The organism is Haloferax marinum, from assembly GCF_009674625.1.
GTDB lineage: Archaea > Halobacteriota > Halobacteria > Halobacteriales > Haloferacaceae > Haloferax > Haloferax marinum.
In genome coordinates, this window is record NZ_WKJQ01000003.1 from 21,590 (window position 1) to 47,363 (window position 25,774).

A 25,774-nucleotide genomic window follows, 5' to 3' on the forward strand; every position below is an offset into this window, starting at 1 on the left:
GCTGCAGAGGACTCTCTCGTGCTGCGGAATCAGTAAGTGCTGCAACGTGTTCTGTTCGCGGTCGTGTCTCGTTTTCAGCGAGTCGCGGATTGCTACCTCCGGAAACGTTTTCACAGACTCTCGTAATTTATTGTTACATGAATTTAGAGATAGAAGGCAATGCGGCACTCGTAACTGCGTCGTCCAGTGGACTGGGAAAGGCGTCGGCGAAGGCGCTCGCCGAAGAAGGCGTCGACGTCGTCATCAACGGGCGTGACGAAGACCGACTCGCCGAAGCGAAAGCAGAAATCGAGGAAGTCGCCACCGGTGACGTCGTCGCGGTCGCAGGCGACCTGACCGACGCAGACGACACCGAGCGTCTCGTCGAGGAGACGATAGACGCGTTCGGCCGACTCGACCACCTCGTCACCAGTGCCGGCGGCCCGCCGTCTGGTGCGTTCTTAGATACCGACGACGAAGACTGGCAACACGCCTACGACCTGCTCGTGATGAGCGTCGTTCGTCTCGCTCGCGCCGCAGAACCACACCTCCGTGAGAACGACGGCGGCACCATCGTCAACATCACGTCGCGCAGTGTGAAAGAAGCAATCGACAGCCTCGTCCTCTCGAACGCAGTTCGGATGGGTGTCATCGGATTAGAGAAGACGCTCTCGAAAGAGTTCGCCCCGGAGATTCGCACGAACGCTGTGCTGCCCGGACCACACGAGACGTCTCGCATTCGTGACCTCGTCAACGCCGCTGTCGACCGCGGTGAGTACGACTCCTACGAAGAGGGACTCGCCGACTGGTCGAAGAATCCGCTCGAGCAGATCGGTGAGCCCGAGTCGTTCGGCACCACCGTCGCGTTCCTCTGTTCACCCAAATCGGGCCACGTGAACGGAACCGCACTCCCAATCGATGGAGGGTCGACGGGAGCGAACCTATGAAACCCGTCCCGTTCGACGAGGCCGAGAGCTACGAACCCGAAGACGGGTGGCAGCGGGTCTCGATGGCAGGCAGTGACCAGTTCTCGTTCGAGTGGTTCGAAAAGCCACCGGGACACAGTTCCCCGATGCACGACCACGAGAACGAACAAGTGTGTATCTGCCTCAAAGGAGAGTTGACCGTCGCGACCGAAGACGACGCTGTCACACTCCAGAAGAACGATTCCGTGCTGCTCGAGTCGTGGGAAGAACACCGAGTCGAGAACACCGGAGACGAGTTAGCAATCGGATTAGACGTGTTCGCCCCAGGTCGCTCGTTCGACTTCTGGACGGAGCGAGAAGAATGAAGTACCTCGCCCGAACCGCAACCGGCCAGCCATTACTCGGTGACGAAGCGGGGTTCGTCCCGCTCCGGTCCGTCCACCCGGAAGCCGAGAGCGTCCACGATGTCCTCGCACATGCCGCAGCAGGAACTCTCGGAGACGTCGACGACGCACCAGCAGACAGAGTCGATGCCGACGACATCACGTTTGGACCGCCACTCGAACGGTTCGGGAAGTTCTGGGGAATCGGACTGAACTACGCCGAACACGCGGGTGACCTCGACGAAGTGCGCCCGGACGAACCGGCGAGTTTCATGAAACCATCGACGGCGATGACCGGCCCTGGTGGGCCAATCCGACTGCCGCCAACCTCACAGAGCGAACGGGTGACCGCCGAAGGTGAGTTAGCCATCATCATGGGCCGTGAATGTCGAAACGTCGCCGAGGACGACGTCGACGACGTCGTCGCAGGGTACCTTCCCGTCATCGACATGACCGCCGAAGACGTGCTCCAACGCAATCCCCGGTTCCTCACGCGAGCAAAGAGTTACGACACGTTCATCGTCGTCGGACCCGCGATCGCCGTCCCCGAATCACCACTCGAGTTCGACGACCTGACCGTTCAGACGGTGGTAAATGGGACCGTCGAAGCCGAGAACCAAGTCAAGAATATGCTGTTCCCTCCGCGTGAAATCGTCTCGTTCCACTCGGACGTGATGACGCTCCAACCCGGAGACCTGTTCAGCACGGGGACACCAGGTGCAGCGCCGATTTCACCCGGTGACGACGTCGAAGCAGTCGTCGAGTCTATCGGGTCGGTCGACGCGCCCGTGGTACGGTAACCGCGACGGCATTTCCGCGGCGTCATTTCCGCGGCGTCGTCTCCACGATGGCATCCCCGCGACGTCACACTACCGCTGACCGGTTGTTGCTCCCGTTTCATCCAGTCTCGGATGTTCGAAGAAGGGTGTTCGGTTACAGATGTGTATCGTGTCTACCGTGATACTGAGCGGATGAACATATGTCCGCAAATATCACCGGCAATCCCCAGTGAGTGCAGACATTCACCACAAAGTATAAATATAGATATACGGAATGATTGTTTGTTAGCTACATACAATCATGGTTGATGATAAAATACAGCGACGTAAGTTTTTGTACGGAGCAGCGACTGCAGGCGTAGCTGGACTGGCCGGTTGTACCGGTTCCAGTGGCGGTAGCGAAGACTCCGGGAGTGACGGTGGCTCCGACAGTGGAGGCGACAGCGAAGAACAGAGTGGTGGCGACAGTGGCGGCGACAGCAGCCTGTCGCTGCGTGTCGGTACCTCCGGTGGCGGAACGAAGAACGTCGGCCTCGCAGTCGAGCGTGCTGTCAGCCAGAACAGTGACACCCTCGACTACGCGACGGTCGAAAGTCCGGGCTACGTCGGTACCATCTACCGGATGGAGCAAGACCAGTTCAACGGTGGCATCACAGACAACAACTCCCTGAACAAGGCGCTCAAGGACACGGGAAGCTTCGCAGAGAAGTCGGTCGACGAGATTCCGTACTTCGGCTTCATGGCGTTCCCGTACAGCATCTACATCGTTGCTCGTGACGGAACGGGCATCGAAACGTTCGACGACCTCGCAGGCAAGAACGTCTACCCCGCACAACCAGGCTACTCGACTCGTGCGACGACGCTCGACGTCTGGTCGCAAGAACCGACGAAGGAAATCTTCGACCAGATGAACATCCAGAACATGGGTGTCAGCGACGCGCCCGGTGCGATGGAAGAAGGTCGCATCGACGCCGCAATCGCCTACGGGACGCCAGGTGCCGGGTACACTGGCTGGGTGACCGAGTACGACGCCCGTATCGACGTCCACTACGTCGAACCCACGGACGCACTCAAAGAGTCCGCCGCCCAGTACGCCGGCGCAGGGTCCTCCACGGTCGCAATCGAGGACTGGAGCATGCAGCAGGACATCGGTACCGACGAAGTGTTCACGTGGGACCTCGAAGTCAACTACACCTTCACGCCCGAAGCGAACCCCGACGCAGTCTACGAACTGTGCCGTGTCGTCGACGAACACAACGGCGCAGTCAACGAGGCCGAAGAGCAGTTCATGGACTTCGATACTACCTCGGACATGCTCAAGTCTGCTCGTGAGAACATCCCGGTTCATCCGGGTGCTGCACAGTACTACAAGGACAACGACGCGTGGGACGACAGCCTCACTGTCGGTGAATAAAGGGACTCCCAGCAGGTCGTGTACCCCAGTTTTTCAGTAGACACGGGTGGGAAATTATATACCAATGAGTGAACATGAGTTCAAAGACAGACCAACAAAGTAGTTTAACATCGAAGATCCTCCGAGGATTAGACGTGAGCGTCACAGCCAGTGCTATCGTGTTCTGGCTTATCGTCCTCTGGTGGGCGCAAACACAGGAGATGGCACGGACCAAGTTCGGCGTCATCTTCGTCGGGGGAATCATGAGCGTCTACGCGATCGACCAAACGCGGCAGGCCCTCAAAGAAGGCGACAGAATCGACGCCGCGGTGTTGTTACCGTCGGCAATCATCCTCATCAGCGCATCGGCGTACTTCGCGGCGAACTTCCAGACGGTGTACGTCATGCAACAGGGGTACGCGCTGGAACACGAGTACATGCTCGCGCGTATCATCATCCTCTCCATCCTCTACCTGACGTGGCGGGAGTTCGGTAATCTCTTCTTGGGCCTCGTCGGTGGCGCGATGATATACGGGATATACGGCAACTACGCGCCGGGCATCCTGAATCACGGTGGGATGACGGAGTTGACGCTCCTGCAGGCACTCGTCACGGACCTCTACGGGTTCTACGGAAGCCTGACGCAACTCACCGCGGCGTGGATTGCACCGTTCTTGCTGTACGCCGGCTTGCTGTTCGGCTACGGCGCGTTCGACCTGATCCTTCGGGTCGCAATTCAGTCGGGTAAGTACATCGAGTCCGGTGTCGCACAGACGGCCGTGTTGTCGTCGGCAGTCATCGGGTCGATCAATGGCTCGTACACCGCGAACGCCGCGATGACTGGTTCGTTCACCATCCCGACGATGATAGACAGCGGGATGAAGCCCCACCGCGCCGCAGGTATCGAGTCTGTGGCGTCGACGTCGGGACAGGTTCTGCCACCCGTCATGGGTGCGTCCGCCTTCGTGATGGCGTCGTACCTCGGTGTCTCGTATCTCGACATCGTCACGGCAGGGCTCATCCCCGCTGCGATTCTCGTCGCCTGTATCGGCATCGCCGTTCACTACGTCGCGATTAGCGACACCAGCAGTCAGAATATGGACTTCGACGAGTTCTTCGACGACGAACTCTCGGGGCGGCAGAAGATGTTCGAAGGGGTCCGATTCGGTATCCCGTTCGTCGTCCTCATCTACCTGCTGGGAATCGTTCAGTTCACCGTGATGACCGCTGCACTGTGGACTATCGTCTCGATGGTCGTCTGTGGCATCACGGTTCCAGTCATCCAACGACTCGTCGACCGTTCGGACACGTCGCCTGTAGCAGAGTTTACTCAGCAGGCCAAGAACACTGTCCGCGGGTTCCGTCGTGGGGCAATCATCCTCGCACCCATCGCGATCATCCTCGTGGCAGTCAACGGTGTCATCGACATCTTCAGCGTCACGGGTGTGCCGAACAAGATCGCACTCCTGCTCATCGACCTGTCGGGCGGCGTTCTGCTGTTCGCCGTCCTCCTGGCGATGTTGGTCGCAATTCTGATGGGTGTCGGCATGCCGACTGTCGCCGCGTACGTCATCGTCGCGATTCTCATCGCACCGACGCTCGTCGCCGACTTCGGTATCCCGGACATCACCGCGCACTACACGGTGTTCTACGCGGCCATCTTGGCCGGGATTACGCCACCAGTCGCAACTGCGGCCGTCGTCACTGCGGGTATCGCAGGGGCGAACTTCTGGCGCGTCTGTGGCGCGGCTATCAAGATTGCCGCACCGTTGTTCATCCTCCCCATCGCGTTCGTCTACAACCCAGAGATGATTTCGGTGGACCTCGCGACGCCCGGCCTCGTCGCTGGTTCGCTCGTCCTCCTCGGGAGTATCGCGATGATTTACGGCCTCAACTACCCGTTCAAAATCAGCGCTGGTCGGCGTGTCGGACTCCGACTGCTCCTGACAGTCCTGGGTATGGTCGTGATGGTCTATCCGGGACAGATCGTGAAGTCCGCAGGAATCGCCGTGTTCCTCGGCATCTTCGTCGCTGAGAAGCTGATGACCGATGGGCGGAGCCTTCCGTTCACCTCGGGGGTGGACCAATGAGTTCGTCTGACGGGTCCGCGGACAACGTCAGCGGGCTCGAAGAGTTCGTTCCAGAACCGCTCATGCCCGTCTGGGACCGATTCCAGGCGTTCCAGGCCTTCCGCGAGACCCACGGTGACTCGTACACCAAGGTCCTCGAAGCGGTCGTCGCGGTCATCCTCACCGGTGGATATCTCTACTGGCTGTTCCTCTTCTTCACGGCGTAACACCGTCCGAGGTCTCTGACCTCGACGCGTCTCTCACCGTTCTATTTCACGAGACGTCCCGAATTTCGAGACGAATCTGAAATTCTGGAGGATGGCCACAATTTCGACGAACGCCCTGCATACTCGCTGGTGGACGCCTGGACAGAGAAGAAAACCGAGACGCCACTATCGCTCAGTTATCGTGCCACGTCGCTGCGCGCTCCACATCGTGGGGGATGTGGTTCGACTGCGACCTCACGTCGTCTAGATACGACTGGAGTTTCGGTTTGAACGACGGATGCGCACAGTTTTCGATGATGCGCTCTGCGCGTTCGACCGGCGAACACCCGCGGACGTCGGCGACACCCTGCTCGGTGACGAACACGTCGATGTCGTGTTCGGTGTGGTCGACGTGGAAGGTCATCGGGACGACGCGAGAGATGTCTTTCCCAGCGAGCTTCGAGGGGAGCGCACAGACAGATATCAACGAGTTCCGGTTGTAGTCTGCAGAGCCACCGACGCCGTTTACCATCCGTTTGCCACCGATATGCGTCGAGTTGACGTTCCCGTAGATGTCGAACTCGATGGCGCTGTTGACGCCGACGACACCAAATTGGTCGATGAGGCCGGGGTGATTTGCGACGTCTGCTGGGCGGAGAACGATGTCTTCGGCGTATCGGTCGATGTCGTCGAACAGTCGTCGTTGCCCTTCGGCAGTGAACGCCATCGAGGTCGCACTCGCACTCTCTAATCGGCCAGAGTCGATCATGTCGAGGAGGCCATCTTGAATCAGTTCCCCGTAGTAGACGACGTCTCTGTCGCCGAAGTCGAGTTCCTGCAACTCACCCATCAGCGCGTTTCCGAGCGACCCGACCCCGAACTGGAGATGTATCGCGTCGTCGAACACTGCCGACCGCTCCATCTCCTCGGAGAGGAACGACCGAAGGTTCGCAGCGATAGCCAGGTCGTCGTCTGTCGGGTCACGGAAGGTGTACGTCGAATCTGGACGGTCGGTTTCGACGACACCGATCAGTTTCTCCGGGTCGAATTCGACGTACGACTCGCCGATTCGGTCGCCCGGTCCGGTGAGCGGAATCGGTGTCCGGTTGGGTGGCGACTCTGGACGGTAGATGTCGTGAATCGATTGCAGTCCGAGCGGTTGTCGATGGTTGAGTTCGATCAGTAACTCGTCAGCGGCATCGACGAATGCGGGGACCTGACCGATCGAGGTCGACGGAACGAACCAGCCTTCGCCCACGGCGACAGCCTCGACGACCGCGACATCGGCGTCGACCATTCCACCGTACTGCACCTCGTCACCGATAGACGACGCGTTTCGGTCGCTGAACGCGATTTCACGACGGTTCGTCGCACTCCGAGCGACACGGGTCGATTGATACGAGAACCGGCGTTCGATAGCACCGGACTCGACGAGGTCGACGTCGATTTCGTCACCGACGTTCCCGCTGTGTACGATTGTCAAGCGAAGGTCACGGTCCGAATCTGCCAGTGCGAGTGGAATCTCTTTCGGATAGCCAACACTGCCAAAGCCACTCGTGAGAACAGTCGCGTCTTCAGCGATTGCTCCCGCTGCCGTCTCGACGTCGATGAGAGGAACGTCCCCGTCGATTCGTCGCTCGATTGACTCCCCCTCAGGAGCAGACGGGTTACTCACGGCGCCCCTCCAACAGTCTGTCGTTGGTATTCGATAGCCGGTTCATTCTGGAAGTCTGTGGTGACAGGTTGGTCACCGTCGGTGAGTCTGCACATCTTCTGCGTAGCGTTCGTCGACGTGAACGACCCCCGTTCACAGTCGCTGACGGGCCAGTGCTGCAACTGGCCCGAAGTCGATATCGGACTGTTCTCGCAATGTGTAATAAACGATGTGGTGAATCCAGTCTCGAGAAACTGACAGGGACTGAACTCGTTCTGTTCGGCTCGCCGCTTACTGGAACGCAGGGATGCCGGTGATATCTTTGCCGAGCACGAGCGTGTGGATGTCGTGCGTCCCTTCGTAGGTGTATACAGTCTCCATGTTGGCCATGTGGCGCATCGGTGAGTAGTCACCCGTGATTCCGTTGCCGCCGAGAATCTCGCGGGCGATTCGAGACTGGTTACGGGCCATCCGCACGTTGTTCCGCTTGGCCATCGAGACGTGTTCTGGACGGAGGTCACCCGCTTCTTTGAGTTCGGCAAGTCGGTGCGCGAGGAGTTCGGCGAGCGTGATCTGCGTCGCCATCTCGGCGAGTTTCTGCTGTTGAATCTGGAACCCACCGATTGGTTGACCGAACTGCTCTCGGTCGGTGGCGTACTCTTGGGCCTCTCGGAAGGCGTCCTTTGCGGCACCGATGGCACCCCAAGCGATACCGTATCGTGCCTGCGTGAGACAGGAGAGTGGCCCTTTCATCCCTTCGACGCCAGGGAGGACGTTGTCGGCCGGAACGCGAACGTTCTGGAGAGCGATTTCACCCGTAATCGACGCTCTCAGCGACAGTTTGTCGTCGATTTTGTTCGTCGTCACGCCGTCGCGGTCCGTCTCGACGAGGAACCCTCGAACCGGCGCGTCTTCGGCAGAGCGGTCTCGTGCCCAGACGACCGCGACGTCTGCAATCGGGGAGTTCGTAATCCACGTCTTCGACCCGTTCAGGACGTACTCGTCGCCGTCACGTTCAGCGTAGGTTTCCATGCTCGATGGGTCCGAGCCGTGTTCTGGTTCGGTCAGGCCGAAGCACCCAACTGCCTCGCCCGTCCCGAGTTTCGGAAGCCACTCGTCTTTCTGTGCTTCGCTCCCGTACGTGTAAATCGGGTACATGACGAGCGCACCTTGCACACTTGCCATCGACCGGAGACCCGAGTCGCCCGCCTCGAGTTCTTGCATGATGAGGCCGTACGCTCGTTCACTCACGTTGGGCAGGCCGTATCCCTCGAGGTTCGATGCGTAGAGTCCGAGTTCCCCGAACTCCCGAATCAACTCTTTCGGGAACGTCCCTTCGACGTAGTGTTCGGCGATGTCCGGTTTGACTTCGTTTTGAACGAACTCACGCACAGAGTCGCGAATCATTCGTTCTTCACTGGAGAGTTCACTCTCGAGGTCCGCATAGTCGAGCATTATAGAACCGTTCTGAGAACCGCATATTAAATCTTGGTACAGGGTGGCGAGTTGCTCTCTGAAACTGGACAGACGACGTGATTCGCACGTGTGACGGATGCTTATACAGTCCACTCCGTTGCGGTCTCAAAACGACAGACTGAGGTGCAAATCGTGTTCAGGACGACATATATTTCAGCGAGTCGGGGTTCTCTGTGAACAGTTAGCAATGAAGCGCCACGACGTCACCATCGTTGGTGGTGGCTGTGTCGGGTTGTCGACAGCGAAGCATCTCTCAGAGCAGACAGACCTCGACGTTGCCATCCTAGAGAAAGAACATCACCTCGCCGAACACCAGAGTGGACGAAACTCGGGTGTTCTCCACCCCGGATTCAACTACCCACCTGATTCGAAGAAAGCACGGTTCGCAACAGAGGGGACACGCCGGATGAAACAGTACTGTGCCGACCACGACGTCCCGTGTGAAGAGTTCGGCGTGCTCGTCGTCGCCAAGACGGACCGAGAAGAAGCACACTTGGACGTACTGGCGTCACAGGCCGAAGCGAACGGCGTCGAGTACGAGCGTCTCGACTCGCAGGCAGAGATTCGAGAACGCGAACCGCACGCCGTCGGCCAAGCCGCATTTTTCGCACCCGAAGCGGCGTCCGTCGACTCACAACAATATATCTACGCGCTCGCGCGCGAGGTGCAACGGAACGGTGTCTCACTCTACACCGGCCACGCCGTCGAGAAGATTCGGTCAACGTCGTCTGGCTATCACCTCGCGACGTCCAACAGCGACATCGACACCACGTATCTCGTCAACGCTGCAGGTCTGCACGCCGACACGCTGGCACAACAGGTCGGAGTCGGTGACGGCTATCAAGTCGTCCCGTTCCGTGGCGAATACTACGAGGTGACGCCAGAGCGGGCCGAGCTCTGTCAAACTATGATTTATCCAACACCCGACCCTGAACTCCCGTTCCTCGGAGTCCACTACACCCGGCGAACGGACGGGAAAGTAATCGTTGGGCCGAATGCTGTGTTGGCTTTCGGCCGCGAAGCCTACCGGAATACAAACGTCAACCTTTCTGAACTCAAAGATATACTAGCATATGATGGGTTCAGAAAGTTGTTGCAGTCGAAGACGATGCTCTCTGTCGCGTGGTCGGAACTGAACAAATCCTATCGAAAAGAGAAGTTCACCGAGGCCGCACAGCGGTTGGTTCCGGGTGTCAGGGCCGACGACCTCCACAAAAGTTACGCCGGAATCCGAGCACAACTCGTGAGCGACGACGGCGAACTCGTCAAAGACCCCTTGGCGATAGAAACCGACGACGCAGTCCACGTTCTCAACGCAGTCTCTCCGGGACTCACGTCTTCGCTCCCCTTCGGAGAGTACGTAGCCGGGAAGATTATCGAGATGGACGAGCCCTCGTCGTGACTGTCGGTACAGGAGTCTAAATTACGCGCGACAGACACGTTGTGTTACCATCTCGTCTGTCGAATCCGGGTCTTCGACTCGGAGCACTACCTGGAGCTCTTTCGATGTACGACAAATAGTAAAAATACAGATAGTTTTTGTAATGTGTCGTATCACTATCGGCTGTTATTCGATATTATATCACGTATCCATCTAGCCTGTAGAAATCAGTAATCAGAGTCCGGTTGTTCTCGGAAGCAACAGTCGGTTTAGAGGGGAGAAATCAGTGAGATGATAGCAACAGGTGAACGCAACCACCCCCGACACGAGTATACGAGCGAACTCACAGCAGTGTGTGATAGAGTGTGCTGAGTTTCTCGATGCTTCGCTCGATAGATAGTGCCTCCCGATGCTCGATGCATCCACGCTCCAGTTCTTCTCGGTTCTCGAGTGCGTTTTGTAACATCTCACTCATAGCGGTGATCGACCGCGGTTCGAACAGGTAGCCAGTCTCACCGTCCTCGATCGTTGATCGAAGCGCGCCAGCGTCGGCTCCTACGACCGGAGTTCCACACGCAATTGATTCCATACCGACGATTCCCTCTGTTTCCACGGGGCTTGGAAACCCAAAGACGTCTACTGCCGAATAGAACGCTGGGAGTTCAGAACGGTCGAGAAAGCCAAGAAATCGAACCGTGAGAGAGCTCTGCTCTGCGACACGCTCGAGTTCCGCCGTCGCAGGACCGCGCCCACCGAGTACGACCGTTACCTCGCGGTCTACTCGTTCGGCCGCTCTAATCAGGTCCTCTATTCGTTTCTCGAAGCCGTGACGGCCCGTGTAGCCTACGAGCGTTCCCGAAAGGTCGTATCGGTCTCGAAATTTGTCGGACGGCACCGGCTGAAACTCCTGAAGGTTCACCCCATTCGATACTGTCTCGACCGGCACTGACCCATCAGTACGCGAGACGAGTTCCCGCGTCGTCTCCTGCGATGGGGCGAGGACGAGATCCGCAGCCTCCAGGATTTTTGATTCGTAACGTGAGAGCCCAGACCCAAAGAGAGAAGAACCAGTTTCTGTCGGGACGACGTAGTCAGCATACTCTTTCATCGGCGTGTGGTACGATACGACGAACGGGATGTCACGTGACCGAGCAAGTGCCCATCCGGCCGCCCCTACCGAGAACACACTGTGGCTATGGACGAGGTCCGCATCTCGGACACTCTGTGGAATCCATGGAACGGCAGCCCGATATCCAGGATAAAATGGGAAGGGAACACTTGGAGCGGGGTATTCGTTTGAACCAGGGTCGTGGTCTCCGTTCGGATACACGACGCTCATCACCCCTCTAGACGAGTTCCACCGTTTCGACCACTCGTAAATCGTATACGTGACCCCATTTACCGTCGGGAGATACGTATCGGTGAACGCAGCTATCTCGAGCTCGTCGGCCATTGTCAGCCATGTTGTAATAAGAGATTATATATCGAAGGGGAGAATCATTGCGTATCAACTAATGGATTCGAGACGTACTCTTTGGGTCGTCGGAGGGAGTCTGATTTTGTGTCTCGGGTTAGCAATCGTGGGCGTGAACGCGTTCGCAGATCGCCTCTGGCGAGTTGTCGGCGGGTTTGTACTGTTCGTCGCTGGATACCGTACGATGCAATACGGCGTGTACGGATGGCCTTCGATGAGGGAATTGACGGGTCGAGACAGCACGGTCAGCGAGGCGCTCAAACAAGCCGGTGGTCTCGTCGCGTCGATTGTGCTTTCTTCGTACGGTTTCGTTCTTATGGGACGAGCAGTTGACACACAGAGTATACAGCCGATGATTCTCTCCGGAGGCACAGTTGTCCTTGGATACATCCTTGGACACGTCGCTGTCAACGACGAGGTGCTGTGAGATGTCTAGACGGAACTCCACGAACCAACTGTACGGTGGGTTGACCGTTGCGGTTATCTCTCTTGGAGGTGCAGTCTGGGCTGCTGCCCATCACGAATCGCTCTCGAACGTCTTTATTCTCGTCGCGATATCCTGGGGGAGTTACCTCATCGCTCATCATGGTGAGACCGGTAGATTTGTCGACCAACCTGGGACTGGGAGTCCCCCGAGCGTGCCTGTGTCTCGTCGCAAACAGTTCGGTGTAGCAGTTGCAGTCGTTGGGATGGCACTTGCATTCCCACTGGGGATTGTTGGATTGATGACCGATTCGTTTCTCCTACTCTTGTCTGCGTCAGCGATGTTCGTCGGGGGGTATACGACAGGCCACCGGTTGCTCACCGGTACGGCACTTTGAGACGTGAACGCGTGTTTGTCAGTTCGGCGCTGGTTCGTATTTGATTAGGTAAATCTGGTTTTAATTACTGTTTGAGACAACAGCTCACACACGTAGATTAGTTTAGAAGACGACAACCAGGTCAGCCAAGGAATTTGAACAAGGGTAGTAGCAACGGGATAGCGTTTGCCGATACGAGACTCGCGATGTACCGACTGTTGATCGGCCACTCGGGTGCGATGTCGAGATAATACCAATCTAGCCCACCATCGAAGTCGTCGATCGAGTCACCGACGGTTGGGAGCGCCTCGGTCCCTCCGCGTATCCCTTGGTCATCTTTGCAGTGGATGCGTTTGTCCATCACCATCTTCCTGTGCATCGCCCAGAATGAATAGTATACCCACGCGCCTGCTGCGATAGCATACGCGATGATCGGCACGACAAAATTACCAATCCAAAGGAAGAGATGGAATGGTGTTTCGAACCCCGTGATACCCGCTGCCGGTAATACACGGAGCCCCTGGACATAGAGCCGGAACACAGTGTATAGTCCAGCGACGAGAAGCAATACGTTGACTCTCGTCGCGAACCGTCCGAAGTCGCGGAACCCTCCTCGGCGGTCGTAGTGGAATGGCTCGTATCTAATGATTCGTTTGGGGTTTCCTCCATCAGGCGTGTACTGGTCAGTCATCAGGAGGTGAATGTACTTCACGAGAACCAGGAACTTGAACGCGACAATCACGAGAATAAAATTAGCAAAGAGATTCACACCTAGGACGACGTTCGAGTCGAGGTTTTGGGGACCAGATTGTACGACCCATATCGCAGCAAACTGGCTAACGAATAGCAGGGCAAAAACGTGTGATGTGGAAAATCCACCAATTGTGTCTGTGAGCTTGGTCTTTAGTTCAGTAATCCACTCTTCATATGCAGCAGAGTCCTCCACGATACTATTGTTCCCTTCTGGAAGTTTGTCGAGTAACGTCTCGGTTCTGAGTGCACCATCGTAGACGAGGAGACCACCGACGAGGAGCATCAACAAGTATCCGCTAGTATAGATGATATTCGGCCCAAGGAGGGTCGGGTCAGGAGCAGTCAACACGAGGTAAGTCGCGAACAACGAACCGGTCAGCAACCCGAATACGAGCCCCCAAACGAGTATCACCTTCAGCAATTCTCGTCTGTCGATGAGGCCAACTCGGTCGACCAAGAGCACGATGATGCCCCAAATGACGCTTCCACCGAGAAGAGCGGGGACGACCCAGAGTGACACCGATGGTAACAGTACGCTGATTCCTTCAACGTCGGGACTCAACTCGGCATACGTCATCAATCCGATAACGAGGAAAAAGATGACAGTAGGGGTGTACCGAAGGATGGTCCTTACTGCTCCATCCACGTAACGAAGTTCGACGTCATCGATATCCGGTTTGGAGTCGGCTCCGGGAGCAATATCACAAAACCTGTGGATGTGAACGTCGACGAGTGGCAGAGGGGTATCGTCGGTGTGGTTCCTCGCTTGGTCTGGCCTTGCACCTCGCCACCGCACCCACAGACTGTGGGCGAGCGCAAGGTCACCCCCTGAACCTTCGTCCTCTGAATCGTGTCCGGTGCGATCAGAACTCATGGTCCCTCGGTGGTGGATGTCCAGTTTGGTGTCAGTTTAACCGCAGTTCCATCGACGTTCATAGTGGACTCCCGGTCTCGAAGTAGTGAGCGATGACAAACCCACCAAGGAAGCATACACCCCCCAGGTTAGTCATCAAGTGGTTGCCTTGTCTGATGTAAACGACTCCAACAACCATGCCGACGACGAGGACAGCTACGCCGGCGGCCACACCCACGACGTTCGGGATTGGTATTGCGTCCAACACATCAGTGTGGTGCTGACTGTGTGTGTCGCCAAAGGCACTCTCATCAACAAACTGGCCAGTCCAAGCCTGGTGGGCGAGCAGATAGCCCCACCATGCGAGGAACGAAGCGACGAACACGAGCGGTATCCTCAGTGGTTCGGTCCAGACGACCGGGTTTTTCACGCAGTCAGCGCCACAGGCCCAGATAAAGCCGGAAGATAACGAGGTCGAGGTTAACCCAAGCCCGAATAACAGCCCAACCCATCGCCTCCCGTCCTTAGTCATCGCTTCTTCCTCCTTTGTATGGCGTTTTCTGCACTACAGATAATACCGGACCGAACACAGACTCCCCGACACCAACGCCGTTGATGCCGACGTGAGCAGCCATATAACCGGTGATACTGGTGAGTCCAGACAGAACTGCTTTCTGCAAACTTGGGCGAAGAATCGTTTGAGTGAAAAGTGTGACACCGAATGCGATTCCAATCCACCCTGCGACAAGTAACCCACCACGGAGCGCCTGGTGCCACCCTACACTCGTATTCCCAAGAAGTTCGTCTCTTTCAGTCCACGCGGAGTACGTTCCGAGTTGAGAGACGCCGTACCCGAAGATGAAGACAAGGAACCCAAACAATACCACCGAAACTCGGTCTTCAAACGCCGCTAACGCGGCCACCGTCGAACCGACAGCGATGAAAATGCTCCCGACTACTGTCCAGACGCCTGCCCGCAGTCGGGAATCCATGTATTGTCAAGTAATCTTATAGTATAAAATGATTCTGATGGCACATATAACCGGACACTGCCAGTCTTCCCAACAATACGTGGACGACTTATCTGGTGTATCAGTGACCACGTTTGCAGCCTCGACGCTGCAACCGACCATGCCGATGCTGTTGCAACTAATCGCAAAGAAGTACAGTTTGAATACGACGAATGGAAAGAATGCGCCTTCGACCCACGAGAACAGCGTGACTGACACCGCTCATTTTTAGAAAGGCGACGTGTTCAGATGGCTGGCCCCACGGCGCACCGGTGTAGTTCGGCTTCGACGAAGGTGACGGTGTCGCCGAACTCCTCACTGTTGGACCAAGACCCGAGACCAGAGAGAACCCGCGTGTCGCTCGCTCGATCCGAGGACATCGACAGCGATGCACAGCGGCACGTGACTATGTTCGGGACGCCGACTGTTATCGAAGACGAAGGTGCGATTCGAGAAGCGACTGCCGCATCGACGAGGAAACGAGTACGCGGCGTCGTTCTCATCGGTGGGTAGATTTATCAATAATCTGACCCACAATCGTGTATGATCGATGGTCCACCCCCGACCGACGCCCTCCGCCCGACCGAAACGTACGATGGCCGGATTACCGTCCGACTGATGGACGACGAAGACGGCATCGAGGAGATTAGTTGTTCGTCGTACGGGGACGCAATCGAGACGGTCAAGGAACACCGAGACGACGTGACCGCGGCGAAGATTATCGACAGAGACGACGTCGTCGTGTTCACGTCCGCAGAGATGGACATCGACGTCTGGGAGACGATGTGGGAGAACGAAAAGCGGAGCATGCGCGTCTCCGTCGAAGAACACGACTGTCCGTACGACAGCGTCTCGTGTTTCGCAGACGACCTTTGTGTCCAGTGCCAGATGGACGAAATCCAGTCGCGGTGGTGAGGCGAGTCATTGGAGAATCGAACAAAACAGCGCGTTCGACCGACTCAGTCGACGAATCCAGCGGTTCGAAGAACTTCGAAACAGGCGTTTATCTGGTGGTAGCCGACTTTCACCTCGGGCGAGTCGTCGAGGTCCGAGTGAATCTCGTTTTCGCGCGTGAGTTTGAAGTACCAGTTTCCGTGGCCACGATTGACGACGTTCGCCCACGCGTACGACCAGATTCTGTCGTACCAGTCGAGGAACCGCTCGTCGTCAGTGGCCTCGTTCAAGAGAACCGTCGCACCGATGCCCTCTGCGAGCGGCCAGTAGTACTTGTCTGCGACGATGGTCTCGCCATCTCGGTCGAAGTTGTAGACGAACCCGCCGTACTCGTCGTCCCATCCATTTTCGACGGCCGCGTCGAAGAACCGAACCGCTCTCTCGACCAGCCACTCCTCGTCGCGGTGATGTGAAAGCGAGACCAGTAACTTGCTCCACTCGAGGAGGTGTCCGGGTTGGTACCCCCACGGACGGAAGAGGTGTCCCGGTTGGTCCCGGTTGTACTCCCAGTCGAGGTCCCAGTCTTCAGTGTAGTGTTCCCACAGCAGACCGTCTCCTCGGTCGGCAAATGTCAACGCGAGATTCTCTGCGATTGTGTATGCTCTGTCGAGATAGTCCTCGTCGCCGGTGTAGTCGTAGGCCGCGAGGTGTGCCTCACACATGTGCATGTTCGCATTCTGGCCCCGGTAGGTCGAAACTGGGTTCCAGTCGGTGTCGAGATCCGAGCGGAACAATCCGGGGTCTGACTCCCAGAACTGTTCTTCGATGGTTTCGGTCACTTCTTCGAGAGATCCGTCTACGTCACCGATACCCGCGTTTCCGGCGGATGCAAGCGCGAATAGGACGAACGCGTGCCCGTACGTCGAACGGGTCGGGTCTTCGACGTCTCTCCCGTTCATGACCCACGCGTACCCACCCGTCTCGGCGTCTCGGTGCTGATCGACGAGATACGACAGACCGTGTTCTGCGGCCTGCTCACACCCCACCGGTCCGTCGAGCATCGAACCGACACTGTAGTTGAAGACGAGTCGGCACGTCGCCGGGAGCAACTTCGACCGAGAGTCGTAGATTGTCCCGTCGAGGTCACTCAACTGAGGGATATACCCGCCGTAGGTCGTGTCGATACACGTCGGGTGGTAGAATTTCAAGATGTTCGTGAGGTGCTGGTACACCCAGCGGGGGTCTCTAAACGTCGAGTCTGTCGGTCGAATTGAATCAAATGTATCGCTCATTGTGAGTGGTGGATAAGTGGGTGGACCAGTGAGTCGGGTTTACTCCTCAGACCGAATGAGTGCGGTCAAGAACTCGGCGTGACTCCACGCGAGTGGTCGGGCGAACCCGACGACGTCGTTCGCCTCGACTCGGTCTGCGATACTCTGATAAGAGTCACGCATGTGGCCCAGTTCTTCGGCGATTAGGTCGAACGAGACGTCTCTGAGCACCGTCTCGTCGAACTCCTTTTCGAAGTCGAGGCCGGTGTCCCACTCGTTTTCGACGAACGACTCGAAACGGGCGCGCGTCGTGAGGTGTTCCGGGATGTGACCGTCGTCGTCGGCGTAGGAGACGATGTTCTGGAGGATTTCGTCTCCTCGCTCGTCCTCGCCGCAGTCGTACCGGTACTGTGCGTGCCACGCAGTGTACTGCATCCACGGGCCGTTTCCACCGTGTTGGTGGACGTCGAAGTTTCGGTAGAACCCGAGGAAACGCTGGAGGCCACCGAGACGTGGGTCTTCGAGCGCCGTTGCTGCACGGCGTGCAGCTTCGTCGGCAGCGTCGCCAAAGAGGTCGGAGAGACCGAAGTAATACGGTGAAAAGAGCGTCACGTCGGGCCGGAAGTCGAGTTCACCCTCAGGAGTATAGCGCCGTGGCACCTGCTGGGGACTCGTGAACGCTCGCTCGACACCACCTTCCAAAGTCGGACGGAATGCAGCGATTCGGGACGCGACGTCAGTATCCGCTGCGTCCAACACGGAGAGTGCGCGTTCTGCTTGTCGGAGTGCGCTAACGTACGCAGCGTTCACCCACAGTGTGTATCCAGATTCGATTGGGCCTTCGTGAATCGACGTGGTGCTCTCGACGAGGTGAGCGTTCGGGTCGTACAGTTCGTCGCGCGTGTATTCGACCGCACGGCCGATGGCGTCGACGACGTCCGCAGCGAAGTCGTCGTCCACGTCCGACCACGAGTCGGTTCCGTCCAGTGCAAAGACTGCGTGCGAGATGACCCGGAGGCCGTGTGCGACGTTGTCCTCTTGGATGTAGATTCCCTTGTCGGTGCCGCCGAGTGCGTAGCGCTGCTGCCACGCCCCGTCACCACCCTGTACGGCGATGTGGAACCGTGCCGCGTCGACGATATGTCGACGCGAGCGGTCTAGGTCGATACCGGACCGAATCGCAGCGAGCCACGCGCGCGTGATACACGCAATATCACGAGGGTACGCGTAGGGGTATCGGTGGTCCGGGTCGCTCGCGAGTGGAACTGCACCCTCGACATCACCGGACGCCTCGTACACCAGGTCGTCGAGGACGTCCAAGTGGAACATGGGCCGCTCGAGACGGTGTTCACTGTCGTCGTTCGTCGTGTCGTTTCCGTCGTTCGTTGCAGAAGTTTCCGGAGAGTTAGTTGGCATATGTAGTGTGTGTTACTCAGTTGCTGGTGGTGTTCGAATAGTTGATCGTTCGTCGCTGACACCCGGAGTCCTGAAGGAGCGACCGTTGTCGATATCGAACAGATGCGTCACGTCGAGATTCGACGATGGTTCGTGGAAAAAGAACACACGAAGTTCGCGGATGATGGTCCGATCGATGGCAACACGCTGTCGTTGACCACCGGACAGTTTTCCGGGTTCCTTGTCGAGCATATCGGCACTCTCCCGTATCTCTACTGCACGTTCGGGGTGACGGTTTCGCTCGCCACTCGAGAGGTCCGTGAGAGCCGATACTGCCGAGAATGACCCCGGTATTTTAACACGATTCAATGTCAATGAAGCCACATCATGTCACAAGTGGATGCGGTTGAGTCCATCGAGATACAGAACGTCGTCGCCTCCACCGAGATTGGCCTCGAGCTCGACTTAGAGCGCTTGTCTCTCGACTGGGAAGGAACCGATTACGACCCGGATAACTTCCCAGGACTCGTCTATCGTACGACAGACCCAAAATCTGCGTGTCTGGTGTTTCGGTCGGGAAAAATCGTCTGTACCGGTGCGGACAGTGTCTCCGGCGTGAATACGGCACTGGGTATCTTATTCGATGAATTCTCGGAGCTCGGTCTTCCCGTCCCTGAAGACCCGGAGATTACGGTGCAAAACATCGTCTCGAGTGCAGACCTCAGACATACACTCAATCTCAACGCACTTGCTATCGGACTCGGACTCGAAGACGTCGAGTACGAACCCGAACAGTTTCCAGGATTAGTGTACCGACTCGACGAACCGAATGTCGTTGTCCTCATGTTCGGGAGTGGAAAGATCGTTATCACGGGTGCGAAAGAAGTCGTGGATGCTGAACACGCTGTCGAGGTAGTTACCGAACGAATCGACGGATTAGGGTTGCTCGGATGAACCGGTCTCGATAGTCGGCTGACGTTCTGGTCTTCTTTGTCTGTTCTGTACTTTGTTTACTAACTCTAGCCTAGCTTCTAGTCTAGTATCTAGTCTAGTTTGGTCTTGTCTAGTCTAACCCAATCTAATCTAATCTAATCTAATCTAATCTAATCTAATCTAATCTAGTTCAGTACCCAATACGACTTGATTTCCGACAATGTAACGCATATTCTGATGTTTAAACGCGAATTATGATACACACACACCACCTTCGCGTTTGTAACGGCTACGCGAGACTCTAGAGGTTCTGAACACACCACCCTCGCGTTTGTAAATCTAGAGGAAATAATTTCCGGGAACGGTCATTCATCACTGGCACCCCCCTCACACATTTTTGCGTTACATTCGCGAGGGTAGTGTGTCTGACCCAGGGAAATGCTGTCGAAGACGGCCCAATTTACATTCGCGAGGGTAGTCTCCGAACGACTGATCACACTCGTCTAACTGGTGTTGCTGATTTGCCGGTCCACCCCCCGGTCGCTCAGGGGGTGGTTTACATCCGCGAGGGTGGTCTCCCAGGTCAGCAGTTACATTCGCGGGGGTACTGTCCCCCAAGAGAAGAGAAATCAAACGCTGCCCATCTCGACTCCAAATTTCCTGTGTGGCCAGCTGCTCGATCACACCGGCCACCGTTACAAACGCGAGGGTGGTGTCTGACGCTTTACTCGCGCGACACCACTCTGGAACCTACTTTTGGAGAATCCGAGAGTAAATGACGTAGTAGCCCAGAATATGTTGGAGTTACAAACGCGACTCTACCCTGCTTACTTTTATTATGAGTGGGTATGAATACCGAACTCATATGACGCCGAACGAGACTGATGGGGGGGGAAGGGACCCGTTGTTCCGCTACGACCAACCCATCTTCGCCAACGAAGATATTCTCAAAATATCACACCTCCCTGGTCCGGATAAGATCGTCGGCCGCGACGAGCATATGTCGAAAGTAGCACAGGCACTCAACCCCGCTATTTTCGGCCGTGAACCGACACATCTGTTTATCTTTGGCAAAACCGGTTCGGGGAAGACCCTCAGCGCTCGTCTCGTGAGTGAGCGATTACAGAACGAAGCTCGTCGCGAGGAAGTCAACGTAGAGATTGCAATTATCGACTGCGGTGAACAACACACCGAAGCGTCGGTCATCAAAACGCTCGCTTCGCAGGTCAACGACCCGTCGAAGAGTGGCATGTCGATTCCCGAACGTGGGCTTTCGACTGGTGACTACTACAATCGACTGTGGCAAGTGCTCGACACCTGCTCTGACGTCACCATCGTCATCCTCGACGAGATCGATATGCTTCGAGACGACGAGGTTCTCAGGAAACTCTCTCGCGCGGGCGAGAATCAGAAGATCGTCGATTCTCGACTCGGGATTATCGGCATTTCGAACAAGATCGACTATCCCGAGGAACTGACTGAACGCGTCAAGTCGAGTTTCGCACACGACGAACTCGTCTTCCCATCGTACGACGCGAACCAACTACGGGAAATCCTCGAAAACCGGAAAGACGCCTTCAAGCCTGGTGTTCTCACCGACGACGTCATCCCACTCGCGAGCGCACTTGCCGCACAAGAACACGGTGACGCCAGAAAGGCCATCGATATTCTTCGAAACGCTGGTCGGATCGCCCAAAAGGAGGGTGCCGAAACCGTCACCGACGACCACGTGAGAGCCGCGAAAGAAAAGAGCGAAGCCGACCGTTTCAGCGAACTCCTCGAAGGAACGGCAACACAGTCGAAAGCTGTTCTCTACTCGCTCGTGCTGCAGACTGGTGGGCGAAAAACCGCCGAGGTTACGACGAACAAGATTTACCGACAGTATCTCACAGTCGCCGACGACCTCGATATGGATCAGCTATCCGAACGTCGGGTTCAAGAACTTCTTCAGGAACTCGACTTCCTCAACGTCATCCAGTCCGAGGTCCGTGGTCGTGGTCGAGGTCAGGGAGTCCACGGAACTCACCGCTTGCTCGAAGACCCCGACATCGTTAAACGAGTCCTGCTCAGGGATAGTCGAATTTCGACTCTCGAATAGCCTCTCTCCTCTCCTCTCCTCTCCTCTCCCACGACTGCTTTCCCAACTTTTACTCACGTGCCTAAACTCATCTTGGAACTCCCAACTTCCTAGCTCAAAAATTCGGACGCAATCGATTAGATTATCTGCACAATCTACATACTCTGGAAACTGTGAGTTTTCTTGATTCTCAACACACCGGACTATTGGTCAACGCTGAACTCGATTCTCCTGACAACTCCTCTCACATTATCGCATTCCAAATTATCTACATTATTTGCAGTATCTGTCTATTTCGAATAGCCTGAGTGGTTTAGATATCGGGGGTTTCGAATCTGCAGTACATTCATCCTCTAACTATCCATCGTCTAACTGTTCCCTCACAGGTCCAACTCAATTCAACTAATCTTGACCTCCTGGATAATTCACCTAATTCGCTGAACCTGATGGAACCACATGGTGCTGCAGATCGAGATAATTTGAATAACTCGAGTGTTTCCAGCATATGGATTCTCGACCACTCTCAAAACCAGTGTGGCGTTTTGGGAGCGAACTAGAACAAATACGGAGAAATTTCCACATAATCAAGGTAGCTCACACTACTCGGGTAACTCTAATATCTTAAATAATCTGGAATATTTGAATAATTCACCTTATACAGGTTACCTGCATATCGCGTGTTTTGGTTCTATCAGTCACAACGTGTGAATCTATATCCGTAACTTGGACCCCGTCTGCCTCTCACGAGGGCCCAAGGTGCTGACTGGCCAGAATGACATCCTCATCTCCCTTCTCACCTTTCCCCTTACTCAGCTTTCTCGACTTAGCTACCTTACTCACATTATCCACGACACGCACACAATTCGGATAATTTAGATTCTTCTCACTCGTCGTCTAACCCTCGTTGTTCGAGTACTCGTTCGACAATCAGGTCGGGGTGTTCCGAGACGACAGAAAGCGCTGCGTTGTGGAGTTCGCTCTTCTTGATGTTTTTCAGCCCGTGCGTTCGCGTCAGGTCCCGCTCTACGTCGTACGTAATGATGTCGTCGAATTCAGTTGCAACCTCTTCGAGGACGTAGAGGGCTTTGTGTACTGTCTCGTCGAATTCGAAGGCCGGTGCTTCCTGTGGGGCGGCGGTGTCTTCAGTGTCTGACTCGGTGATGGGTTCGTCTACCGGTTCTGCTGTGGGTTCTGAATCGGGACTAGAGTCTGCCTGCGTGCTGTCGTCCATCGCGGCATCGAGGTCTCCGAACGGGTCGCTCATCGGTCGACCTCCCCTGTTTCGACGATTTCCGCCAGTTCGTCGTAGCATTCGAGCTGGTCGCAGGAACTATCGTAGTCTCGAAGAGGCATGTGTTCACGAATCGAGTCGTCGATAGCAGAGCGATGACGAATACCTGGTTTCGGGAGGTCGTCGTCCCACGTTCCGGCGTCTACTTCTTCGAAGAACGTCGGGTCTACGTAACCGAAGTTCGGGATCTTCGAGGCGATATTCTGTTTCGATACGAGGTCTTCGATGAGTCGTCGTGTCGGCCGCTCGTGGTCGAGTCGGTCTCTGAGGTCCGTCGGGACGACTGCGAGAATATCGAGTTCGAAGTGCTCACGAGCGGGCTGAATCAACCGTTTGACTGTCTTTTCGAGTCCCGAGAGCGCCCCCGACTCTGGACGCATAGGCAACACCAAATTTTGTGTCGCATACAGGGCGTTGTCGTTCAGTTTCCCACGTGCTGCGGGGCAGTCGACGACTACGTAGTCGTATTCGTCCCCCAGCAACGGGTCGACGACTCGTTGTTTGAGTCGCGCAGACCCCATCATCACGCCACCGAGGTCGGACTCGACTTGCTCGATGCGGTCGTTCGACGGCAATAGGTCGATTTCGAAGTCGGTGTCTAAGATGAGTTCTTGTGGTTCGAGTTCGGCGTCGTCGAGGAGGACGTCACCGAGGTGGGCTTCTGAGTAGAACTCCTCACCGTAACCGAGCCCCGTCGTCGTGTGACCGTTCGGGTCCAAGTCGATGAGGAGGACATCGTTGTCTCGGTGTGCGAGCTCGCGCGCGAGGTTGATCGACGTCGTTGATTTACCGATACCGCCTTTCAGGAGACAGACACTGACTGCGCGTGACATGGTGAGTGGACGTTGTATCGCATCGTGTGATTATCGCCATTCTTGAAATAATTATGGTTATTTTGGATTGGTGGATAATCAAAATAATCTGAATAATCTCGTATTGGTGATTCGACAACAGTTTCGAAATCTCCGTCATTAGGGGTTAATACGCTGGTTTGGTTCTGAGACTGGCTGAAGAGCCAATCTAAATAATCTGAATTGTTTGGATAATCTTGTCTTCAATTAGTCGCAGGTGTGCCCGATATCTTGGTTCTTTGTGTAATGTGGATAATCTGGATAACACAGATAATCTAACGGACACGACTTACGTGTACTCTCAGTGATGTGGTACCTAGCCGTGTCGTGGTGGTAGTAGTAGGACGTCGACCGATTGTACCTGACTTGAGATATTCAATATGATTTAAGCCTCTGTTCTCCATACTCGAGGTAGTGACTGATATTTCAGACTCTCTACGGCTCTTGTTCGAGACGTCTATCGAGCGCGACGGCAACCGCTACGTGGTTCCGATTCCGAAAGAACTCGTCGAGAACGGGTCGTTTTCCACGGCCGAGACCTACCGGATTGCGTTGTTGACGGCGGCGGCCTCCTCCGAGGCCACCTCTAACACCGAATCGGTCGACGATTCGGCTGAGACGAACACGACACGGTCAGAAAAGGAGTGGGACCAAGCAGAATCGACTTCGAACCGGTCGAGCACGCAGAGTGGGGAAACGCGGAGTCCCCCAGTCGAAGAAGGTGACCTTAGAACGGTCACCATCGACACGCTCGGAGACCAGGGCGACGGTATCGCGAAAGTCGAACGCGGTTTCGTTATCATCGTCCCGGATGCCCACCCTGGTGACCAAGTCGAAGTCGAGGTCACCGACGTCAAACAGACGGTTGCATTTGCAGAGATGACTGGCGAACCGACAGTTCGCTAACGTCGAGCCCCAGTACACGAATCGAGACAGAGCCAGCGGACCGAAGCAGACACTTTTGAAAATTTGACAGTGCCTCCTCACGAAAACGACGGATATCTACGTCTGTTCGATACCGACACGCTCACGTTTGGGACTGGTTTCCCGCTCACGAACCGAAACGAGTCGATGCCTGACGCCGCCGAGGAACGCCGGTTAGCCAAACACGCAGAATCTGTCGGGTTCGACGCACTTTGGACGCGTGACGTGCCGACGTACTGGCCATCCTTTGGCGACGCGGGCCAAACGTTCGACGTCTGGCCGTGGCTCACACACGTCGCGTCGGTCACAGACGAGATCACGTTGGGAACGGCGAGTGTCGTCCTTCCACTTCGTCATCCACTTCACGTCGCGAAGGCGGCGGCTTCGGTCGACCAACTCTCAGACGGGAGGCTCGTCTTGGGTGTGGCATCTGGGGACCGCGACCCAGAGTTTCCTGCTTTCGGTGTCGACCCGAACGACCGTGGAATGCTGTTCCGTGAGAGCGTCGAGTTGCTGCGGACAGTGTGGCAAGAGGAGTTCCCAACAGTCGAATCGTCGTGGGGAACACTCGATGGTGAGGTGAATCTCGTTCCGAAGCCGACGACCGAAACGCTACCACTGCTCCCGACAGGTTACTCCCGCCAGTCGATGGAGTGGATAGCCGAACACGGTGATGGTTGGTTGTTCTATCAGCTTCCGCAGAGTACGCTACAGAGCTACCTCGAAGATTGGCGTGAGGTGGCGGGGGAGACACCGTTTTCGATGGCGGTTCAGGTCGAACTTGCAGACGATCCACGAGCAGGTCCTGAACACGTTCACCAAGGATTTCGGGCTGGAACCGAGTGGTTCCGCGAGTACTTCACCGACCTCGACGAACTCGGAGTCGACCACGTCATCGTTGGCCTCCGTGGCGACGACCCTGAGAGTTCACTGTCGACGTTTTCGGACGAAGTTATCGAACCGATTCGAGAGTAGACTGTAGGCTCATGAGACAGTGGCTCT

Annotated in this window: 25 protein-coding genes; 14 read left to right on the plus strand and 11 right to left on the minus strand. The window is 56.1% G+C overall.

Features of this window, described 5'->3' with window-relative positions:
- Positions 1 to 137 precede the first annotated feature (137 nt).
- From GJR99_RS16595 to GJR99_RS16620, 6 genes are all read left to right on the plus strand, one after another.
- The gene (locus GJR99_RS16595; RefSeq protein ID WP_151114182.1) at positions 138 to 926 is read left to right on the plus strand and encodes an SDR family oxidoreductase; all 789 of its coding nucleotides are present in this window, start codon (positions 138 to 140) and stop codon (positions 924 to 926) included.
- The gene (locus GJR99_RS16600) at positions 923 to 1,270 is read left to right on the plus strand and encodes a cupin domain-containing protein (RefSeq protein ID WP_151114183.1); all 348 of its coding nucleotides are present in this window, start codon (positions 923 to 925) and stop codon (positions 1,268 to 1,270) included. The genes GJR99_RS16595 and GJR99_RS16600 overlap by 4 nt, the downstream gene beginning before the upstream one ends.
- Complete coding sequence (locus GJR99_RS16605; protein ID WP_151114184.1) at positions 1,267 to 2,088, plus strand: fumarylacetoacetate hydrolase family protein; 822 nt, start codon at positions 1,267 to 1,269, stop codon at positions 2,086 to 2,088. The genes GJR99_RS16600 and GJR99_RS16605 overlap by 4 nt, the downstream gene beginning before the upstream one ends.
- 280 nt (positions 2,089 to 2,368) lie before the next feature.
- Positions 2,369 to 3,481 carry a TAXI family TRAP transporter solute-binding subunit gene (locus GJR99_RS16610; RefSeq protein WP_151114185.1) on the plus strand — a complete coding sequence of 371 codons (1,113 nt, stop codon included), beginning with the start codon at positions 2,369 to 2,371 and terminating at the stop codon, positions 3,479 to 3,481.
- 74 nt (positions 3,482 to 3,555) lie between these two features.
- Positions 3,556 to 5,550: a TRAP transporter permease gene (locus GJR99_RS16615; RefSeq protein WP_151114186.1), complete on the plus strand. Its 1,995-nt coding sequence runs from the start codon at positions 3,556 to 3,558 to the stop codon at positions 5,548 to 5,550.
- Positions 5,547 to 5,756: a hypothetical protein gene (locus GJR99_RS16620; RefSeq protein WP_151114187.1), complete on the plus strand. Its 210-nt coding sequence runs from the start codon at positions 5,547 to 5,549 to the stop codon at positions 5,754 to 5,756. The genes GJR99_RS16615 and GJR99_RS16620 overlap by 4 nt, the downstream gene beginning before the upstream one ends.
- 172 nt (positions 5,757 to 5,928) lie before the next feature.
- On the opposite strand, the gene GJR99_RS16625 is transcribed toward GJR99_RS16620, so the two are convergent.
- The gene (locus GJR99_RS16625) at positions 5,929 to 7,410 is read right to left on the minus strand and encodes an acetyl-CoA hydrolase/transferase C-terminal domain-containing protein (RefSeq protein ID WP_225317677.1); all 1,482 of its coding nucleotides are present in this window, start codon (positions 7,408 to 7,410) and stop codon (positions 5,929 to 5,931) included.
- Between the two features lie 270 nt (positions 7,411 to 7,680).
- Positions 7,681 to 8,844, minus strand: coding sequence for an acyl-CoA dehydrogenase family protein (locus GJR99_RS16630; RefSeq protein ID WP_151114188.1), 1,164 nt, complete (start codon positions 8,842 to 8,844; stop codon positions 7,681 to 7,683).
- A 208-nt stretch (positions 8,845 to 9,052) separates the two neighbouring features.
- On the opposite strand from GJR99_RS16630, the gene lhgO reads away from it, so the two are divergent.
- Positions 9,053 to 10,267 carry an L-2-hydroxyglutarate oxidase gene (lhgO, locus tag GJR99_RS16635; protein ID WP_151114189.1) on the plus strand — a complete coding sequence of 405 codons (1,215 nt, stop codon included), beginning with the start codon at positions 9,053 to 9,055 and terminating at the stop codon, positions 10,265 to 10,267.
- Positions 10,268 to 10,589: 322 nt separating this feature from the next.
- Here lhgO and GJR99_RS16640 read toward each other — a convergent pair whose 3' ends face one another.
- Positions 10,590 to 11,699, minus strand: a complete 1,110-nt coding sequence (locus GJR99_RS16640; RefSeq protein ID WP_151114190.1) for a glycosyltransferase — start codon at positions 11,697 to 11,699, stop codon at positions 10,590 to 10,592.
- A gap of 133 nt (positions 11,700 to 11,832) precedes the next feature.
- On the opposite strand from GJR99_RS16640, the gene GJR99_RS16645 reads away from it, so the two are divergent.
- Positions 11,833 to 12,147 (plus strand): hypothetical protein, encoded by a 315-nt coding sequence (locus GJR99_RS16645; RefSeq protein WP_151114191.1) that lies wholly within the window; start codon positions 11,833 to 11,835, stop codon positions 12,145 to 12,147.
- Between the two features lie 515 nt (positions 12,148 to 12,662).
- Here GJR99_RS16645 and GJR99_RS16650 read toward each other — a convergent pair.
- The 3 genes from GJR99_RS16650 to GJR99_RS16660 are packed head-to-tail and all read right to left on the minus strand — an operon-like array spanning position 12,663 to position 15,118.
- Positions 12,663 to 14,147, minus strand: coding sequence for a hypothetical protein (locus tag GJR99_RS16650; protein ID WP_151114192.1), 1,485 nt, complete (start codon positions 14,145 to 14,147; stop codon positions 12,663 to 12,665).
- 58 nt (positions 14,148 to 14,205) lie between these two features.
- On the minus strand, positions 14,206 to 14,658 hold the full coding sequence (locus tag GJR99_RS16655; protein WP_151114193.1) for a hypothetical protein: 453 nt from the start codon (positions 14,656 to 14,658) through the stop codon (positions 14,206 to 14,208).
- Positions 14,651 to 15,118 carry a hypothetical protein gene (locus tag GJR99_RS16660; RefSeq protein ID WP_151114194.1) on the minus strand — a complete coding sequence of 156 codons (468 nt, stop codon included), beginning with the start codon at positions 15,116 to 15,118 and terminating at the stop codon, positions 14,651 to 14,653. The genes GJR99_RS16655 and GJR99_RS16660 overlap by 8 nt, the downstream gene beginning before the upstream one ends.
- A gap of 267 nt (positions 15,119 to 15,385) precedes the next feature.
- Here GJR99_RS16660 and GJR99_RS16665 point away from each other — a divergent pair, with 267 nt between their 5' ends.
- A complete protein-coding gene (locus tag GJR99_RS16665; RefSeq protein ID WP_151114195.1) occupies positions 15,386 to 15,649 on the plus strand; it encodes a hypothetical protein in 264 nt (87 codons plus the stop codon).
- Positions 15,650 to 15,679: 30 nt separating this feature from the next.
- Positions 15,680 to 16,051, plus strand: coding sequence for a hypothetical protein (locus tag GJR99_RS16670; RefSeq protein WP_151114196.1), 372 nt, complete (start codon positions 15,680 to 15,682; stop codon positions 16,049 to 16,051).
- 44 nt (positions 16,052 to 16,095) lie between these two features.
- Here the strand turns inward: GJR99_RS16670 and GJR99_RS16675 are convergent, their stop codons facing one another.
- The 3 genes from GJR99_RS16675 to GJR99_RS17940 form a co-directional block, all read right to left on the minus strand.
- Positions 16,096 to 17,322 carry an AGE family epimerase/isomerase gene (locus tag GJR99_RS16675; RefSeq protein ID WP_151114197.1) on the minus strand — a complete coding sequence of 409 codons (1,227 nt, stop codon included), beginning with the start codon at positions 17,320 to 17,322 and terminating at the stop codon, positions 16,096 to 16,098.
- Between the two features lie 39 nt (positions 17,323 to 17,361).
- Positions 17,362 to 18,630: a hypothetical protein gene (locus GJR99_RS16680; protein WP_225317678.1), complete on the minus strand. Its 1,269-nt coding sequence runs from the start codon at positions 18,628 to 18,630 to the stop codon at positions 17,362 to 17,364.
- 99 nt (positions 18,631 to 18,729) lie between these two features.
- Positions 18,730 to 19,080, minus strand: a complete 351-nt coding sequence (locus tag GJR99_RS17940; protein ID WP_394349751.1) for an ATP-binding cassette domain-containing protein — start codon at positions 19,078 to 19,080, stop codon at positions 18,730 to 18,732.
- Between the two features lie 3 nt (positions 19,081 to 19,083).
- On the opposite strand from GJR99_RS17940, the gene GJR99_RS16690 reads away from it, so the two are divergent.
- Complete coding sequence (locus GJR99_RS16690) at positions 19,084 to 19,650, plus strand: TATA-box-binding protein (RefSeq protein ID WP_151114200.1); 567 nt, start codon at positions 19,084 to 19,086, stop codon at positions 19,648 to 19,650.
- Between the two features lie 844 nt (positions 19,651 to 20,494).
- The gene (locus tag GJR99_RS16695) at positions 20,495 to 21,727 is read left to right on the plus strand and encodes a Cdc6/Cdc18 family protein (protein WP_151114201.1); all 1,233 of its coding nucleotides are present in this window, start codon (positions 20,495 to 20,497) and stop codon (positions 21,725 to 21,727) included.
- Positions 21,728 to 22,589: 862 nt separating this feature from the next.
- Here the strand turns inward: GJR99_RS16695 and GJR99_RS16700 are convergent.
- Together GJR99_RS16700 and GJR99_RS16705 are read right to left on the minus strand one after the other, a co-directional pair.
- A complete protein-coding gene (locus GJR99_RS16700) occupies positions 22,590 to 22,937 on the minus strand; it encodes a hypothetical protein (RefSeq protein WP_394349757.1) in 348 nt (115 codons plus the stop codon).
- 29 nt (positions 22,938 to 22,966) lie between these two features.
- Positions 22,967 to 23,830 (minus strand): ParA family protein, encoded by an 864-nt coding sequence (locus GJR99_RS16705; RefSeq protein ID WP_151114203.1) that lies wholly within the window; start codon positions 23,828 to 23,830, stop codon positions 22,967 to 22,969.
- A gap of 432 nt (positions 23,831 to 24,262) precedes the next feature.
- Between GJR99_RS16705 and GJR99_RS16710 the strand changes: the two genes are divergently transcribed.
- On the plus strand, positions 24,263 to 24,754 hold the full coding sequence (locus tag GJR99_RS16710; RefSeq protein ID WP_151114204.1) for a TRAM domain-containing protein: 492 nt from the start codon (positions 24,263 to 24,265) through the stop codon (positions 24,752 to 24,754).
- Between the two features lie 63 nt (positions 24,755 to 24,817).
- Positions 24,818 to 25,747: an LLM class oxidoreductase gene (locus tag GJR99_RS16715; RefSeq protein ID WP_154326134.1), complete on the plus strand. Its 930-nt coding sequence runs from the start codon at positions 24,818 to 24,820 to the stop codon at positions 25,745 to 25,747.
- The last annotated feature ends 27 nt before the right edge of the window (positions 25,748 to 25,774 follow it).

Excerpts from the sequence above, each read along its gene's own strand:
- GJR99_RS16595 (WP_151114182.1), top strand. The coding sequence starts at position 138 with ATGAATTTAGAGATAGAAGGCAATGCGGCACTCGTAACTGCGTCGTCC.
- GJR99_RS16600 (WP_151114183.1), top strand. The coding sequence starts at position 923 with ATGAAACCCGTCCCGTTCGACGAGGCCGAGAGCTACGAACCCGAAGAC.
- GJR99_RS16605 (WP_151114184.1), top strand. The coding sequence starts at position 1,267 with ATGAAGTACCTCGCCCGAACCGCAACCGGCCAGCCATTACTCGGTGAC.
- GJR99_RS16610 (WP_151114185.1), top strand. The coding sequence starts at position 2,369 with ATGGTTGATGATAAAATACAGCGACGTAAGTTTTTGTACGGAGCAGCG.
- GJR99_RS16615 (WP_151114186.1), top strand. The coding sequence starts at position 3,556 with ATGAGTTCAAAGACAGACCAACAAAGTAGTTTAACATCGAAGATCCTC.
- GJR99_RS16620 (WP_151114187.1), top strand. The coding sequence starts at position 5,547 with ATGAGTTCGTCTGACGGGTCCGCGGACAACGTCAGCGGGCTCGAAGAG.
- GJR99_RS16630 (WP_151114188.1), bottom strand. The coding sequence starts at position 8,844 with ATGCTCGACTATGCGGACCTCGAGAGTGAACTCTCCAGTGAAGAACGA.
- lhgO (WP_151114189.1), top strand. The coding sequence starts at position 9,053 with ATGAAGCGCCACGACGTCACCATCGTTGGTGGTGGCTGTGTCGGGTTG.
- GJR99_RS16640 (WP_151114190.1), bottom strand. The coding sequence starts at position 11,699 with ATGGCCGACGAGCTCGAGATAGCTGCGTTCACCGATACGTATCTCCCG.
- GJR99_RS16650 (WP_151114192.1), bottom strand. The coding sequence starts at position 14,147 with ATGAGTTCTGATCGCACCGGACACGATTCAGAGGACGAAGGTTCAGGG.
- GJR99_RS16655 (WP_151114193.1), bottom strand. The coding sequence starts at position 14,658 with ATGACTAAGGACGGGAGGCGATGGGTTGGGCTGTTATTCGGGCTTGGG.
- GJR99_RS16660 (WP_151114194.1), bottom strand. The coding sequence starts at position 15,118 with ATGGATTCCCGACTGCGGGCAGGCGTCTGGACAGTAGTCGGGAGCATT.
- GJR99_RS16665 (WP_151114195.1), top strand. The coding sequence starts at position 15,386 with ATGGCTGGCCCCACGGCGCACCGGTGTAGTTCGGCTTCGACGAAGGTG.
- GJR99_RS16670 (WP_151114196.1), top strand. The coding sequence starts at position 15,680 with ATGATCGATGGTCCACCCCCGACCGACGCCCTCCGCCCGACCGAAACG.
- GJR99_RS16675 (WP_151114197.1), bottom strand. The coding sequence starts at position 17,322 with ATGAGCGATACATTTGATTCAATTCGACCGACAGACTCGACGTTTAGA.
- GJR99_RS16680 (WP_225317678.1), bottom strand. The coding sequence starts at position 18,630 with ATGTTCCACTTGGACGTCCTCGACGACCTGGTGTACGAGGCGTCCGGT.
- GJR99_RS16690 (WP_151114200.1), top strand. The coding sequence starts at position 19,084 with ATGTCACAAGTGGATGCGGTTGAGTCCATCGAGATACAGAACGTCGTC.
- GJR99_RS16695 (WP_151114201.1), top strand. The coding sequence starts at position 20,495 with ATGACGCCGAACGAGACTGATGGGGGGGGAAGGGACCCGTTGTTCCGC.
- GJR99_RS16700 (WP_394349757.1), bottom strand. The coding sequence starts at position 22,937 with ATGGACGACAGCACGCAGGCAGACTCTAGTCCCGATTCAGAACCCACA.
- GJR99_RS16705 (WP_151114203.1), bottom strand. The coding sequence starts at position 23,830 with ATGTCACGCGCAGTCAGTGTCTGTCTCCTGAAAGGCGGTATCGGTAAA.